At 68.6% G+C, this 12958-nt stretch carries 13 protein-coding genes; 6 read left to right on the top strand and 7 right to left on the bottom strand.

Going from position 1 to position 12958, the window contains the following annotated elements:
• Positions 1-8 precede the first annotated feature (8 nt).
• On the bottom strand, positions 9-713 hold the full coding sequence (locus tag ACFYTQ_RS34490; RefSeq protein WP_387369959.1) for an SDR family NAD(P)-dependent oxidoreductase: 705 nt from the start codon (positions 711-713) through the stop codon (positions 9-11).
• 94 nt (positions 714-807) lie between these two features.
• Between ACFYTQ_RS34490 and ACFYTQ_RS34485 the strand changes: the two genes are divergently transcribed.
• The 3 genes from ACFYTQ_RS34485 (at position 808) to ACFYTQ_RS34475 (ending at position 4147) form a co-directional block, all read left to right on the top strand.
• Positions 808-1458 carry a TetR/AcrR family transcriptional regulator gene (locus ACFYTQ_RS34485; RefSeq protein ID WP_387369957.1) on the top strand — a complete coding sequence of 217 codons (651 nt, stop codon included), beginning with the start codon at positions 808-810 and terminating at the stop codon, positions 1456-1458.
• 184 nt (positions 1459-1642) lie between these two features.
• Complete coding sequence (locus tag ACFYTQ_RS34480; RefSeq protein WP_387369955.1) at positions 1643-2911, top strand: cytochrome P450; 1269 nt, start codon at positions 1643-1645, stop codon at positions 2909-2911.
• Positions 2912-2923: 12 nt separating this feature from the next.
• Entirely contained in the window at positions 2924-4147 is a 1224-nt protein-coding gene (locus ACFYTQ_RS34475) for a cytochrome P450 (RefSeq protein WP_387369953.1), read from the top strand.
• Between the two features lie 87 nt (positions 4148-4234).
• Here the strand turns inward: ACFYTQ_RS34475 and ACFYTQ_RS34470 are convergent, their stop codons facing one another.
• Both ACFYTQ_RS34470 and ACFYTQ_RS34465 read right to left on the bottom strand, forming a co-directional pair.
• Complete coding sequence (locus ACFYTQ_RS34470) at positions 4235-5845, bottom strand: GMC oxidoreductase (RefSeq protein ID WP_387369951.1); 1611 nt, start codon at positions 5843-5845, stop codon at positions 4235-4237.
• 16 nt (positions 5846-5861) lie between these two features.
• Positions 5862-7409: an LVIVD repeat-containing protein gene (locus tag ACFYTQ_RS34465; protein WP_387369949.1), complete on the bottom strand. Its 1548-nt coding sequence runs from the start codon at positions 7407-7409 to the stop codon at positions 5862-5864.
• A 186-nt stretch (positions 7410-7595) separates the two neighbouring features.
• Here ACFYTQ_RS34465 and ACFYTQ_RS34460 point away from each other — a divergent pair, with 186 nt between their 5' ends.
• Positions 7596-8153 carry a TetR/AcrR family transcriptional regulator gene (locus ACFYTQ_RS34460; RefSeq protein WP_387369947.1) on the top strand — a complete coding sequence of 186 codons (558 nt, stop codon included), beginning with the start codon at positions 7596-7598 and terminating at the stop codon, positions 8151-8153.
• A gap of 98 nt (positions 8154-8251) precedes the next feature.
• Here the strand turns inward: ACFYTQ_RS34460 and ACFYTQ_RS34455 are convergent, their stop codons facing one another.
• Both ACFYTQ_RS34455 and ACFYTQ_RS34450 read right to left on the bottom strand, forming a co-directional pair.
• Entirely contained in the window at positions 8252-8794 is a 543-nt protein-coding gene (locus tag ACFYTQ_RS34455) for a DUF1697 domain-containing protein (protein WP_387369945.1), read from the bottom strand.
• A complete protein-coding gene (locus ACFYTQ_RS34450) occupies positions 8787-9527 on the bottom strand; it encodes an acyltransferase (RefSeq protein WP_387370016.1) in 741 nt (246 codons plus the stop codon). The genes ACFYTQ_RS34455 and ACFYTQ_RS34450 overlap by 8 nt, the downstream gene beginning before the upstream one ends.
• A gap of 227 nt (positions 9528-9754) precedes the next feature.
• On the opposite strand from ACFYTQ_RS34450, the gene ACFYTQ_RS34445 reads away from it, so the two are divergent.
• Positions 9755-11128, top strand: a complete 1374-nt coding sequence (locus tag ACFYTQ_RS34445; RefSeq protein ID WP_387369942.1) for a PQQ-binding-like beta-propeller repeat protein — start codon at positions 9755-9757, stop codon at positions 11126-11128.
• Here ACFYTQ_RS34445 and ACFYTQ_RS34440 read toward each other — a convergent pair whose 3' ends face one another.
• Positions 11129-11554, bottom strand: a complete 426-nt coding sequence (locus ACFYTQ_RS34440; RefSeq protein ID WP_387369940.1) for a MarR family winged helix-turn-helix transcriptional regulator — start codon at positions 11552-11554, stop codon at positions 11129-11131.
• Positions 11555-11616: 62 nt separating this feature from the next.
• Between ACFYTQ_RS34440 and ACFYTQ_RS34435 the strand changes: the two genes are divergently transcribed.
• Positions 11617-12057 carry a MarR family winged helix-turn-helix transcriptional regulator gene (locus tag ACFYTQ_RS34435; RefSeq protein WP_387369938.1) on the top strand — a complete coding sequence of 147 codons (441 nt, stop codon included), beginning with the start codon at positions 11617-11619 and terminating at the stop codon, positions 12055-12057.
• On the opposite strand, the gene ACFYTQ_RS34430 is transcribed toward ACFYTQ_RS34435, so the two are convergent.
• Entirely contained in the window at positions 12041-12916 is an 876-nt protein-coding gene (locus tag ACFYTQ_RS34430) for a Scr1 family TA system antitoxin-like transcriptional regulator (RefSeq protein WP_387369936.1), read from the bottom strand. The two genes, ACFYTQ_RS34435 and ACFYTQ_RS34430, sit on opposite strands and share 17 nt — an antisense overlap.
• Positions 12917-12958: the final 42 nt, after the last annotated feature.

Here is a 12958-nt window from a genome sequence, read left to right as displayed (position 1 = left end):
GCCGGTGTTCAGGCCGCGAGTTCGACCGCGGTATCGGTCGTGGCCATCTCGAACAGCGTCTCCGCGAGTTCGTCGGGATTTACCCGGCCGACCGCGTTCGGCTCGACCTCGGCGTAATGCCCGGAGTCGAACAGCCGTTGGGCCGCGCTGCGCTCGATGAGCCTGCTGATCTGGAGGCTGCCCACCCGCACCCCGCGCGGCCGCGCCTCCCGGTCCACGGCGTGCAGCAGATTGAGCAGCCCCGATTGCGGCACGCTCACGCTGGCCAGCGCGGGCTGCGGGGTCCGGATGGCGTCGCCCTGCGCGAACAGGACCGCGCCCGAACCCCGTTCGACCATGCCCGGCAGCAGGGCGTGCAGCAACCGCACCGGGGTCAGCAGATGCAACGGCAGCCAGGTCCGCAGGGTGTCCGCGTCCAGGGCCAGCGCGGGCACCGGCAGGCGGCTCACATCACCGGGGGCGTAGAGCGCCACGTCCGGAATCCCGTGCCGCGCCACCAGTTCCGTGAGCGCGGCGTCGACCTGGGCGTCGTCGGTCAGATTCGCGTGCAGCACATCGGTTTCCACGTCGGCCCCGGCCAGCGCGCGGCGCAGGTCCGCCGTCGTGTCCGGATTGCGCGCGACGAGCGTGACCGTGTATCCGGCCCGGCCGAACCGCAGCGCCGCCGACAGGCCGAGCGCGGGTCCCGCGCCGAACACCACGAGATGAGGCATGCCGCCTCCCTTCAACTCGAGAAGGCACTCAATTTGAGTGCCCCCTCAATTTAGCGCGAAGTCGAGGACCCCTTCAACTTGTTAGGCTGAGACCATGGTCGTGGCCAACGAATCGACGCGGCGGCCCCGTCGCAGGGACGCCCGGGACAACCGGGAGCGGATCGTGACGGTCGCGCGCAAACGGTTCGGCAGCGACGGACTCGACGCGTCGCTCAACGCGATCGCCCGCGAGGCCGGGGTGAGCATCGGCACGCTCTACAACCACTTCCCCACCCGCGAGGCGCTCATCGAGGAGATCTTCCTCGAACTGGCCCAGGCGTCGGTGCGCAGCGCCGAGGCCGCGCTCGCCGCGGAGGATCCGTGGCAGGGCTTCGTCGAGCACCTGCTCACCATGGCCGAATTGCAGGCCACCGACCGGGGTTTCACCGATCTGTGCGTGCGCTCGCTGCCCGCCGACAATCCCGTCGAGCGGGTGAAGACGCAGGGGCAGCGGCTGTTCCACGAGCTGATCGCCCGCGTGCAGGCCGCCGGGGAGCTGCGCGCCGACGTCGACGTGACCGATGTCGGCCTGCTGCTGTGGTCGACGGTGCGGGCCACCGAGGACATCCGCGCGCAGGCGCCGCGGGTGTGGCGGCGGCACGTGGCCGTCCTGCTGGACGGATTCCGCAGCAGCGCGGCCCACCCGCTGCCCGAGCCGCCGATCGAGGGCCAGTTGGTCCGCACGGCAATGACATTGGAACACTGACACCGGTCGGTACTGTTAGTCTGAAGCAATCGTCGAGCGCGCGGACGGCCCGTCGTCGCGCGCGTCGTCGAAATCGCTTGTCGCGCAGGAGGTGCAGAGGGGGAACAGTGGTCGATCCGCGCCCCGCCCTTCCGTCGCGTCGCAATCTCGCCGAACCGTCTTGTCCCGTCTGGAGTTTCGTTCGTTGACCACGCCTTCTTCGTCCGCGCCGCCCACCGGCACGCTGAGCGCCTGCCCCGTCAACCACGGCTCACCCTTCGATGCCGACGGTCCGCGAACCCTCATCGACACACCCGAATTCGCGGCCGATCCGCACGCCTTCTACGCGGCCATGCGCCGCCGCCACGGCTCGATGGCGCCCATCGAACTGTCCCCCGGCGTGCCCGCCACCCTGGTGCTCGGCTATCACACGGCATTGCGGATCCTCAACGATCCCGAGCACTTCCCCGCCGACCCGCGCACCTGGCAGCAGACCGTGCCCGAGGACTGCCCGGTGCGGCCGATGATGCAGTGGTATCCGAACGCCCTGCGCAATTCCGGTGCGGCCCATGCCCGATACCGGCAGGCGTACGTGGCCGCCGTCGACGGCGTCGATCTGCACGCGTTGCACAGCACGGTCGAGAAGATCGCCATCCCGCTCATCAACGCCTTCTGCGAGTCCGGCGCGGCGGATCTGGTGACGCAGTACGCCTTTCCGCTGGTGTTCGAGGTGCTGAACCGAATGGCGGGCTGCGACACCGACATCGGCAACCGGGTCGCCACCGGGATGGCCGCGCTGTTCGACACGGTGAACGCGGCGTGGGGGATGCAGACCCTCAGCGAGGCGCTGCTCGAGCTGATCGCCATGAAGCGCGCCGACCCCGGCGACGACGTCACCTCCCGCATGGTCCACCACGAGGCCCGGCTCACCGACGAGGAGATGCTGTACCAGCTGGTCAGCTTCTACGGCGCGGCGCTGGAACCGCAGCAGAACCTGATCACCAACACGCTGCTGGTCATGCTCACCGACGAGCGGTTCGGCGGGCACATGGTCGGCGGCAGCATGTCCACCCGCGACGCGCTGGACGAGGTCCTGTTCAACGACCCGCCGATGGCGAACTTCTCGATCACCTACCCGCGTCAGCCCACGCTGATCGACAACACCTGGCTGCCCGCGCATCAGCCGGTGGTGATCAGCCTGGCCGCGTGCAACAACGATCCGACCATCGCGGGCGGCGACCGCACCGGCAACCGCTCCCACCTCGCGTGGAGCGCCGGGCCGCACGCCTGTCCCGCCCGGTCGGTGGCGTACCTGGTGGTCCAGGACGCGATCGACCAACTGCTCGACGCGATTCCGGAGATGCACCTGGCGGTGCCGCGCGCGGAACTGACCTGGCGTCCCGGTCCGTTCCACCGCGCCCTGGCCTCCCTGCCGGTCACCTTCCCCCAGGCCCCTCCGTTGAACATCGTGTAAGGAGGCTGTCGGATGCAGCACGAACCGTTGGTCCTGGACCTGGCCGGGACCGACATTCAAGGGGAATCCGCCCGGATCCGCGAACGCGGACCGGTCACTCTGGTGGCGTTGCCCGGCGGGGTGCCCGCCTGGTCGGTCACCGACTTCGCCGTACTCAAGGCGCTGCTCGCCGATCCGCGGGTGTCGAAGGATCCGCGCCAGCACTGGGCGGCATTCATCAACGGCGAGATCACCGAGACCTGGCCGCTGCTGCCGTGGGTGGCGGTGGACAGCATGTTCACCGCGTACGGCCCCGAGCATCGGCGGCTGCGAAAGCTGGTGTCCCCGGCCTTTACTCATCGCCGCACGACCGCGATGAAGGCGCGCATCGAGGAGATCACCCGCGAACTGCTCGACGGGCTGGCCGCCACGCCCGCGGGCGAGCCGGTGGATCTGCGCGACCGCTACGCCTATCCGGTGCCGATCCGCGTGATCAGCGAATTGATCGGGGTGCCGGACCATCTCGGCCCGGCCATGCACAAGTGCGTCGACGGCTTCTTCGACGGCTCGTTCACCGCCGAGCAGGCCCAGGCCAACTATCTCGAGATGTACGGTCTGGTCAGCGAAATGGTGTCCTATCGCCGGGAGCATCCGGGCGAGGACATCACCAGCGTGCTGATCGCCACCCGCGGCGAGGAGGACGGTTCCCGGCTCACCGAGAAGGAACTCGTCGACACCCTCATGCTGGTCGTCAACGCCGGGCACGAGACCACGGTCAACCTGCTCGACCAGGCCATCACCGCCCTGCTCACCCACCCCGACCAGCTCGCGGCGGTGCGCTCGGGCGCGGTGGAGTGGACCGACGTGGTCGAGGAGACCCTGCGCTACCAGGCCCCCATCGCCCACCTGCCGCTGCGCTACGCCGCCGAGGACATCGAGATCGAGGGCTGCCGAATCCCCAAGGGCGACGCCATTCTGGCGTCGTACGCGGGCGCCAGCCGGGACCCGAAGATCCACGGCGACACCACCGACGAATTCGACGTACGCCGCGACACCCGCGACCAACACGTCGCCTTCGGCCACGGCGCGCACCACTGCCTGGGCGCACCCCTGGCCCGGCTCGAGGCGGCCATCGCCCTGCCCGCCCTGTTCGAGCGATTCCCGGAGGTGCGGTTCGCCGTCGATCCGGGCGAGCTCGAGCACATCGGCAGTTTCATCTCGAATGGGCACACGAAACTGCCTGTGCTGCTTGGGTAGTCCCGCTGCCCCCGTGTTCCCAGCCGCCTTCGGCGGCGGGAACATGGGGGCGGACGCAACGGGGAACAGGGGGCCGAGGGCGAGGACTCAGATCACCGCGCCAACATCCTTGGCCACCAGGCGATCCAGGGCGCGCTCGGCCAGGGCGGCGATGGTCATCGAGGGGTTGCAGGCGGCGGTGTTGCCCGGCATGAGGGCGCCGTCGAGGACGTAGAGGCCGCGCTGGCCCAGGACGCGGCCGTCGAGGTCGCATACCGAGCCCATGCTCGCTCCGCCGAGGCCGTGCCAGGTGGAGGGGAAGGCGAGGTTGGTGTCGAGGAGGAGGCCGTCGTTCCCGGCGATGGCTCGGGTGGTCGGGCCGATGTGGTTCTCCTGGATGTAGGCGTCGCCGTCGAGCGGCCAGTGCAGTTTCGCCTCGTCGCTGGCGGGGTCGTAGGCGAAGTGGCCGCGGCCGTCGCTGACGCCGTAGCCGACCATCATGGTGCTGTGCGCACCCATCGACAGCGGCGGGATCGACGCCTGGATGACGGTGTGCGCGGCGTGCGGGTCGGACCAGTTCAGGCTGCCGTAGACCACCGGACCACCCTGTGCGACACCGAAATTCGCGGCTGGGTCGGTCCACACGTAGATGCGGTCGGCGTTGGTGCCCCAGCCCGCGCCCACGCCGTCGGGCAGATCGGGGATGCGGCCCGTGGCCCCGGCGCGCACCAGTAGCTTGGTGGTGTTGAGGCTGCCCGCCGCGAGTACCAGCGTGCCGGTGGTGAGGATCTTGTTCTCCCGCACGGTCCCGGTGGTGTCGATCCGGTCCACATGCACGACCCAGCGGCCGTCGGGGGCGCGTTCGATATCGGTGACCTGATGCAGCGGCAGCACCCGCGCGCGTCCGGTCGCCTCCGCGGCGGCCAGATAGGTGACGTCGACCGAATGCTTGCCGCCGTTGTTGACCCCGAGCGAACCGTCGCCGTTGGTGTAGGACGGCTTCATCTCGCCGCGCAGTTCGGCCAGCGCGTAGTTCCAGTCGATGGGCATCGGGATCTTCGACACCGGGAGGCCCGCGCGGCGCGCCTGATCGGCGAAGAAGCGGGCCGCCGCGTAGTTCGGGCTCGCGATCAGATCGTCGGGCGCGACCTCGAGGCCGAGCATGCGCGCCACGCGCGGGTAGTAGACGCGATCCAGCGCGGACCAGTCCAACCCGTCGGGAAAGTGCGTGGTGAACACCGCCTCGCTGGGTTGCAGCGACATGCCTTGGTAGATCAGCGATCCGCCGCCGACGCCCGCCGCGCACAGGGCGGTCATATTCTCCCCCGCCACCGCCTCGACGAGTCCGGTGTAGGCGTCGAACGGCATGGGCTTGCCGAACACCACCGGACTCGACCGATACCAGAGCATGCGCTTGTCCGGCGTCGCGGGCCGCGGGAAGGTGTCCGCGTTCGGCCCGGTGGGCCAGCGCATTCCGCGTTCGAGCACCGTCACCGGCACCCCCGCCTCGGCCAGGCGCAGGGCGGTCACGCCGCCGCCGAATCCGGAGCCGACCACGACGACCCGGTGCTCCTCGCGGGTCAGTGGGACGTTGGTGGCCGGGGCGCCGGTGGCCCGCACGCCAATAGGGTTGTGCGCGTTGGCGACTCGCGTTCCGGCCAGCAGGAGACCAGCCGAGGCGGCTCCGGTGAGCAGCGCACGGCGAGATAACGATGACATGAATATCCTCGGTTGATCAGGCCCCGACCGTCGAACGCTGGTTCGCGGGCGGGGTGTAGACATCGGGAGACAGTTCGAGAGCCTGGAAACCGTTGTCGGCGCAGGTGACCCAGAGCTGGTTGCCGCGCCACTCGGGCGCCGAGAAACACCAGTCGGCCGACAGATCACCGAAGGCGACATCGCCGCTGCGCGGGCTCACCGCCCGAGCGGGATCGAACATCCCCTGCGCCAGCGCCTGCATCACCGACGGCGCGCTGAGCACCGGCACGCCGATCAGCGAGGCCAGCGCGTGCGGGGAATTCGACAGTTCGGTGTTGTGCCCGGTACGGGCGGGCGGCTGGTAGTACGCGATCTCCCGTACTCGCCCCGGATCGCGGACGTCGAAGACCCGCACCCCGGAGGATTCCCACCCGCAGGCGAGCGCGGTGGGATCGACGGCCCGGTCGGCCGCGCAGTAGTGCGGGTCGTAGGCGAACAGCGAACCGCCCATGCTGGAAGCCAGTGCGGCGTCCTGATTCTCGGGCAGATTGATGGCGAGTTTGATCGACCCGACCAGCCGCGGCCGGGCCGGGTCGGCGACATCGATGAATTTGACTCCGCCGGAACCGGCTTCGTCGACGGTGAACAGATAGGGCTTGCCGCCGTAGGTGACCGGGATGCTGTGCTGGGTGGCCCAGCCGTCGGTCCAGCTGGTCTGCGACAGCACCGGCACGACCGGGTTCGGATCGCGGCGCTGCACCGCACTGGTGTCGAGGACGGTGATGCCGCCCATGTTGTTGGACAGGTACAGCCGATCGCCGTCGGGACTCACGCCCATGCCGTGCATGGACAGTCCGGGCATGCCCTGCCAGATAACTCGCGGATTCGCCGGATCGGTCAGATCGATCGCGCTGACGATGCCGGGCGCGGTGCCCGAGGACCAGTAGGTGTTCCCGTCCGGCGAGAACGCGCCCTCGTGCGCGGTGATCGGCAGCGGCATGGCGAGACTGCCCGGCCCGGGATTCAGCAGCCGCGGGTGCGCGCAGTCGGACACGTCGTAGACCGCGATGAGCCCGACGCCGGTGAGCGCGGGAACGCCCGTGCCCACCAACAGCTTTCGAGTCGTATTGACCTTGAGGCTCTCCCATGTGCCCGCGAGCATCGCCGGTTCGGTGAGAGTCGTTGTGAGCACCGGGTTTTCGGGATCGGCGACGTCGAGGACCTGCACGCCCTGCGCGGGGCCGAGCAGATCGCCGGGGAAGAAGCTGCCGACATAGGCGCAGTGGTCGAAGCTGGTCGAGGTGATGCCCCCGCCGCGCCCGGGATAGCCGCCGAGCCGGGTGAGGTTGCAGTGGTAACCCCGTGCGCTGCGGCCGTTGTCGCGATCGGCGGCGGGCACATCGCCCTGGAGTCCGGTCTCGGGGTCGGAGCCCGGTCCGCACACGGGAGGTGGTGCGGCCGTGGCGAATACGTCGGTGATCTGTTGCACCGGCCCGGCCGGGGCCTGCGCGACGGCCGGTCCGGCGGCTCCGCACGCGCAGACCGCGGCGAGCGCGACCCAGCGCCGAATGCGTGAGATGGTCATGATTCGCCCTCGACGGTGAGGGTCCTTCCTGGTGGAACGGAGCGCGGTGCCAGCAACCGGACTTCACGGTCCGGTTACTGCGCGTAGTTTGGCCGACCCCGACCTCGGCGTCAAGAGCGGCCGTCGGTTCCCTCTACGGCCCGACGGCGGACACGCGGCCATGAGCCGGGTCTATACAGTTGAGCGATGATCACCGAGCGGCGTGTCAATCGAGGCCCGGCCGCCGCACGCGAGAATCGGGCGGCGCTGGTGGCGGCGGCGCGAGAAGTGTTGGCCGAGTACGGCACCGACGCCCCCTTGGCCCTCATCGCGCAGCGCGCCGGGGTCGGCAAGGGCAGCCTCTACCGGCACTTCCCCACCCGGGACGCGGTGGTGGTGGCGGTCTTCGAGGACAATGTGACCGAACTCGAGGAGCTTGCGGCCCGCCCCGAGGCGACCGCCGAGACGGTGATCGACGCGATCATCGGCCAGATCACCGAATCCATGGGCTTCATCGCGGTCCTCAACCCGGCCACCATGTCCGACGACCGCCTCCAGGGGCCGCTGAGCCGGGTGATGCAACTGCTCACCACGAAACTCGCCGACCCGGGCAGCCGCGGCGGATTGCGCGCCGACCTCACCGTCGAGGACGCGTTCGTGGCCATCGCCATGCTGGGCGCGTTGCTGCACAAGACCGCCGAGCCGGATCGCCCGGCGGTGCTGGAGCGGGCTCGGAGGCTGTTGGATCGGGCGTTGCGCGCGTAAGGCGTTGCGCTTCTTATAGTTCGGCGAGGACCTTCCGGACGACGACCCCCATGGACCTACAGCTTGGCCAGAACCTTCCGGACGACGCCCCCACGTACCTATAGCTTGGCCAACACTTTCTGAACCGTGAGCCAGGTACGCGTGGTGATGTCCTTGCCGTAGATGCTCTCCAGCCAGGACATGTGATTGGCGGTGGTCGGGGTGATGTTGTCGATCACGGCGAGCACGGCGCGGGCGCGCTCGTCGTAGCCCGCGATGCGCACGGCGGCGGTCAGCGGTTCGGGCAGCGGGCCGGGCGGGCCGAGTTTGCTGCCGTCCTTGATGAACGTGGCCGTCAGATAGGTGCCGCGGCTGTGCTCGAGGCCGTCGAACGGGTCGCTGTCGACCAGTTCCCGGAGTTCGTCGCGGCTGCGGATGATGGTGCCGCCGCCGATGCCCAGCTCGGCGTTCAGGGCCTGCTGGATCGTGGATTCCAGTGTGGGAACGTCGGTTTCGTCGCTGGTGAACAGGATGTTGCCGCTGGTGAGCAGCGAGCTCACCGATTCGAAGCCGAGCCCCTCGAACACGCCGCGCAGCTTCTCGTTGCGCATGTTCGGGTTGCTCGGCATGATGCCGCGCAGCCAGGCGGCGTACCTAGTCATGGGCGGCGACGCCGTTCTTCTTGCGTTCGATGTCGGCCAGCGCGGCGAGGTGGCGGGCCCGCGCCTCGGCGGCCGCGTCCCAGGCGTCCTTGCGGTTCTTGACGACCTTGGCGGGCGCGCCGACGGCGATGCTGAAATCGGGGACCTCGCCCTTGACCACCGCGTGCGCGCCGAGCACGCAGCCGCGCCCGACCCGGGTGCCGCGCAGCACGGTCACCTTGGCCGCGATCCAGGTGTCGGGGCCGATGCGGACCGGGCTCTTGACGATGCCCTGATCCTTGATCGGCAGCGTGACGTCGTCCATCTTGTGGTCGAAGTCGCAGATGTAGCACCAGTCGGCCACCAGCGTGGACTCGCCGATCTCGATGTCGAGGTAGGTGTTGACGACATTGTCCTTGCCGAACACCACCTTGTCGCCGATGCGCAGCGAACCCTCATGGCAGCGAATGGCATTGCCGTCGCCGATGTGCACCCACCGCCCGATCTCCATGCGGCTGAATTCGGGGGTCGCGTGGATCTCGACGCGCTTGCCGAGAAAAACCATGCCGCGCAACACGATGTGCGGATTGGCGAGCCGGAATTTGAACAGCCGGTAGTACCGGACCAGATACCACGGCGTGTACGCGCGATTGGCGAGGACCCACCGCAGCGAGGCGAGCGTCAGAAACCGCGCCTGCTCGGGATCCCGGCGGCGCGACCCGCGCCAACGCGAGCGCAACGGTGCGCCCCACATACTCGTCACGAACCTGCTCCTCGAGGTGTGTCGGTCGTTGACGTACCAGGGTACTTATCGCGGAGCGAGGGATTACGGCGGAGGGCGAGGACCCAGTGTCGTGGGGCGGGGTGCGGAGGGGCGGGGTGCGGAGGCGGAGGCGCTGGGCGTCTCCCGCAGGCTGGTACACGGGCGGGAGGACCGGGGGTTTAATCTCGTGCAGGCCCGTACGAGCAGAGGGGAGTACCGTGCACGACCTGAGCGGAGTGGCCGGGAACCACCGGACGGCGGTGCGGCGTACCGCCGTGCGGCTGGCCGCGACGATCGGCGCGGTCGGACTGCTGGTGACCGGATGCGGGGGCACCAAGGCCGACGACATCACGGTGGGGCCGGGCAAGGGCTGGCCCACGGCGTTCCACGACGCGCGCAACAGCGGGTCGAGTCCGGTCACGGGTTCGCGACACCTGAAGCTGTCGTGGTCGCGCCCGATCGGCGGCCCCGTCGCGCTGGCGACGACCGTGGGACCGGACGGGCAGCTGTTCCTCACCACCCGCACCGACGTGGACTGCGTCGGCAAGCCCGGCCCGACGGGCCTGATCTTCTCCTTCCAGATGGCCACCGGCCGCAAACGGTTCTGTAATGCCTTGGGCCCCGCCGCGATCGGCGCGCCGACGGCCGTGGACGGCTCAACGAACGTCTACCTCGGCGACGACGCCTTCGACGTCGGCGGCGTCGGCTCGTTCAACGCGCTCGGCCAGCCGCGCTGGCGCACACCGGTCGCCGGAGTGCCGGTGTCGTTGCAGTTCACCGGGGACGGCAATGTCCTGTCGGTGACACAGTTCGGTCAGGTCGATGTGCTGAGTCGCCAGACCGGCGATCGGGCGGCGGCGACGTTTCAGGTGCTCGGCGAGCCGGACTTCCTGAAGCAACCCGATCTGCCGCGCCCGCCCGCGGGGTTGGGAATCGGCGATTGCGTGGCCGGCGGCCCGCAGTGCCCGATCGCGAATGTGTCTGCGGTGGACCAGGATTCGGGCCGTTTCTTCGTGACGGCGTGGCGACCCGGCGTCGGCATGGCGTCGCTGGTGGCGCTGCGTTACGCGGACGGCCGCGTCACGCAGGAGTGGAGCGTGGACGTGCTGGCCGAGGGCAGCGCGACGAGTCCGACCCTGTCCGGGGACGGCAAGACGGTCTACGTCGGGGACAACAGCGGGCGACTGCTGGCGGTCGACACTTCCGACGGCCGCACGAAATGGGTTCAGCCCCTTGGTTTTCAGCCGCGGGGCGCGGTGTCGCTGCGGGACGGTTTGCTGATCCCCAGCGGTGACGACGGCCATCTGCTGGCGCTGCGCGACGATGGTGACAAGGCCGAGATCGCTTGGGAGCGTAAGGATCTGCTCGTCCGGGGGCCGGTCGTGCAGACGGCCGGGGACACCGGCTACACGGTCGCGCCGATTCGCGACGAGCTGAATCTGGTCACATTCGAGACCAAGAACGGGAATACGGTCGCGTCGACCGCGCTCGCCGGGGCGCAGGGCGCGGCCTCCGGGATCGCCGTGGGGGCGAAGGGGGAGGTCGTGGTGACCAGTCGGATCGGGGAGCTGTTCGCGTTCGAGCCGGAGTAGTCAGTTCGGTTGCGGCGCATGGGTTTCGACATTGTGGGCGATGCGGCGCAGCAGGGTGGTGAGGGTGTCGTAGTCCTCGGGGGTGAGGCCGTCGAGGATGGCTTCTCGCTGGGTTTTGATGCGCTCGAAGAGGGCTTCGTGCGCCGCGCGGCCCTGTCCGGTGAGGGCGTATTCGCCTGTCTCCGTGCGGTCGAGCCAGCCCTTGGCCGCCATCCGGTCCAGGTACGGGGCCACCGTCTTGTCGGTGTCGTCGAGGAACGGGGCGACGGCCTGATCCAACTCCTCGAGGGTGCGGGGATTGTCGGCCAGGGTGTGCAGGACCTGCCATGAGCGGCGCACCAGACCCTCGTCCGCCAAGAGCGCGGCGAAGTTCCGCTCGATGCCGCGATCGATCTGCTTGAGCCAGTAGCCCAGGGGCTTGGACATCGATACCTCCATGCCTTCTTACAAGTACTTGTAACTTAACATGTATTTGTAAGATGACAACCATGAAGGACGAGGAGGCCGTCGCGGCCATCGAGCGAGCCATGGTCGCGATCCGCCGCAGCCAGTCCCGGCGCAACCTCTCCCGCCTGCACGAATCCTCCGTGGACCCCACCCTTTTCCTCGTTCTGGACGCCGTGGAATCCCACGACGACGCGGCCACGGTCACCGATATCGCCCAAGCCCTGTCGGTCGACCAGCCCCGGGCCAGCCGGTTGGTGGCCCGGGCGGTGTCGGAGGGGTTGTTGCGCCGGGAGGCCGATCAGTCGGACGCGCGGCGGGTTCTGCTGCGGTTGACGCCCGTGGCGCGGAGAGCGCTCGAGCAGGGGCATCGGGTTCGGCGGGAGGTGTTCGCTCGGAGTATTGCGGGGTGGTCGTCGTCGGAGCGGGTTCAGTTCGCGCGGTTGTTGACGCGGTTCGTGGGGGATTTCAGTCGGGAGTTGTAGTCAGAAGTCTTGCGGTGGAATCGGTTTTGGTCATAGCCACACGACGAAGTTCGGCGAGGACGGTCTGGTAGCGGGAAACTTCTTCCGGTCGTTCGAGATAGAGGGTGCCGACGTGTTCTTCGATGCGGACGAGGGGTGGTTCGACGAACTTGGTGTGGGGCAGGAGGGGGAATTCGAGCAGGGTGAACGGGCCGACCAGGGCTCCGAGGTGGCTGCGGGCGTCGAAGGGGACGATGCGGATCGAGATATTGGGGCGTTCGGATGCTTCGGCGAGGTAGCGGCGCTGCTCGGCCATGACGGCGGGGCCTCCCCATTCCTCGCGGAGTGCGGCTTCGAATATGAGGAACTCGAAGGTGCGATCGGAACCATCCAGTCGCCGTTGATATTCGAGGGATTTCGAGACACGTTCCTCGATGTCATCGGTCGGCGCATTGGGCGATTCGGCCCAGGCGACGGCCCGGCTGTAGTCGAGTGTCCGCACGATTCTCGGCACGAGAACGGTCGACCACACCGTCGTTCGCGTGGCCGCCTCCTCCGCCGAGGCGTAGGGATCGAAATCTCCCGTCTTATGGTCCATGTGCGCTCGCCACCACCCTCCGCCGTACTTGGCTGTTGCCCGTACTTCCGTCGCCAGTGCGAGAATGGTCCGGCGAGTGTCGTCGTTTACGCCGTAGTGGTCGCACAGGGTGTTCATGTAGAGATCGCTTGCCGACGGCACCGAGAGGCCGTCCTCCAAGCGACTCATCGTTTGGCATGAGATGCCGAGTATGCGAGTGGCTTTCGTTTTGCTGAAGTTTGCCTGCTCACGCAAGGTGTTCAGTTTTCGGCCGAGTGCTCGGCGGGCGAGCGTGGAACCCACTCGGGGCATTTCAGTTCCTCATTTCCAATGAGTAGTTGTTCG

This window comes from Nocardia sp. NPDC004068, from assembly GCF_042874315.1.
Lineage (GTDB): Bacteria > Actinomycetota > Actinomycetes > Mycobacteriales > Mycobacteriaceae > Nocardia.
The sequence above is the reverse complement of the archived record's forward strand: the minus strand, read 5'-3'. Positions and strand labels throughout refer to the sequence as shown.

Coding starts and splice junctions, on each gene's coding strand:
- ACFYTQ_RS34490 (WP_387369959.1), bottom strand. CDS start 713: ATGCCTCATCTCGTGGTGTTCGGCGCGGGACCCGCGCTCGGCCTGTCG.
- ACFYTQ_RS34485 (WP_387369957.1), top strand. CDS start 808: ATGGTCGTGGCCAACGAATCGACGCGGCGGCCCCGTCGCAGGGACGCC.
- ACFYTQ_RS34475 (WP_387369953.1), top strand. CDS start 2,924: ATGCAGCACGAACCGTTGGTCCTGGACCTGGCCGGGACCGACATTCAA.
- ACFYTQ_RS34470 (WP_387369951.1), bottom strand. CDS start 5,845: ATGTCATCGTTATCTCGCCGTGCGCTGCTCACCGGAGCCGCCTCGGCT.
- ACFYTQ_RS34465 (WP_387369949.1), bottom strand. CDS start 7,409: ATGACCATCTCACGCATTCGGCGCTGGGTCGCGCTCGCCGCGGTCTGC.
- ACFYTQ_RS34460 (WP_387369947.1), top strand. CDS start 7,596: ATGATCACCGAGCGGCGTGTCAATCGAGGCCCGGCCGCCGCACGCGAG.
- ACFYTQ_RS34455 (WP_387369945.1), bottom strand. CDS start 8,794: ATGACTAGGTACGCCGCCTGGCTGCGCGGCATCATGCCGAGCAACCCG.
- ACFYTQ_RS34450 (WP_387370016.1), bottom strand. CDS start 9,527: ATGTGGGGCGCACCGTTGCGCTCGCGTTGGCGCGGGTCGCGCCGCCGG.
- ACFYTQ_RS34440 (WP_387369940.1), bottom strand. CDS start 11,554: ATGTCCAAGCCCCTGGGCTACTGGCTCAAGCAGATCGATCGCGGCATC.
- ACFYTQ_RS34435 (WP_387369938.1), top strand. CDS start 11,617: ATGAAGGACGAGGAGGCCGTCGCGGCCATCGAGCGAGCCATGGTCGCG.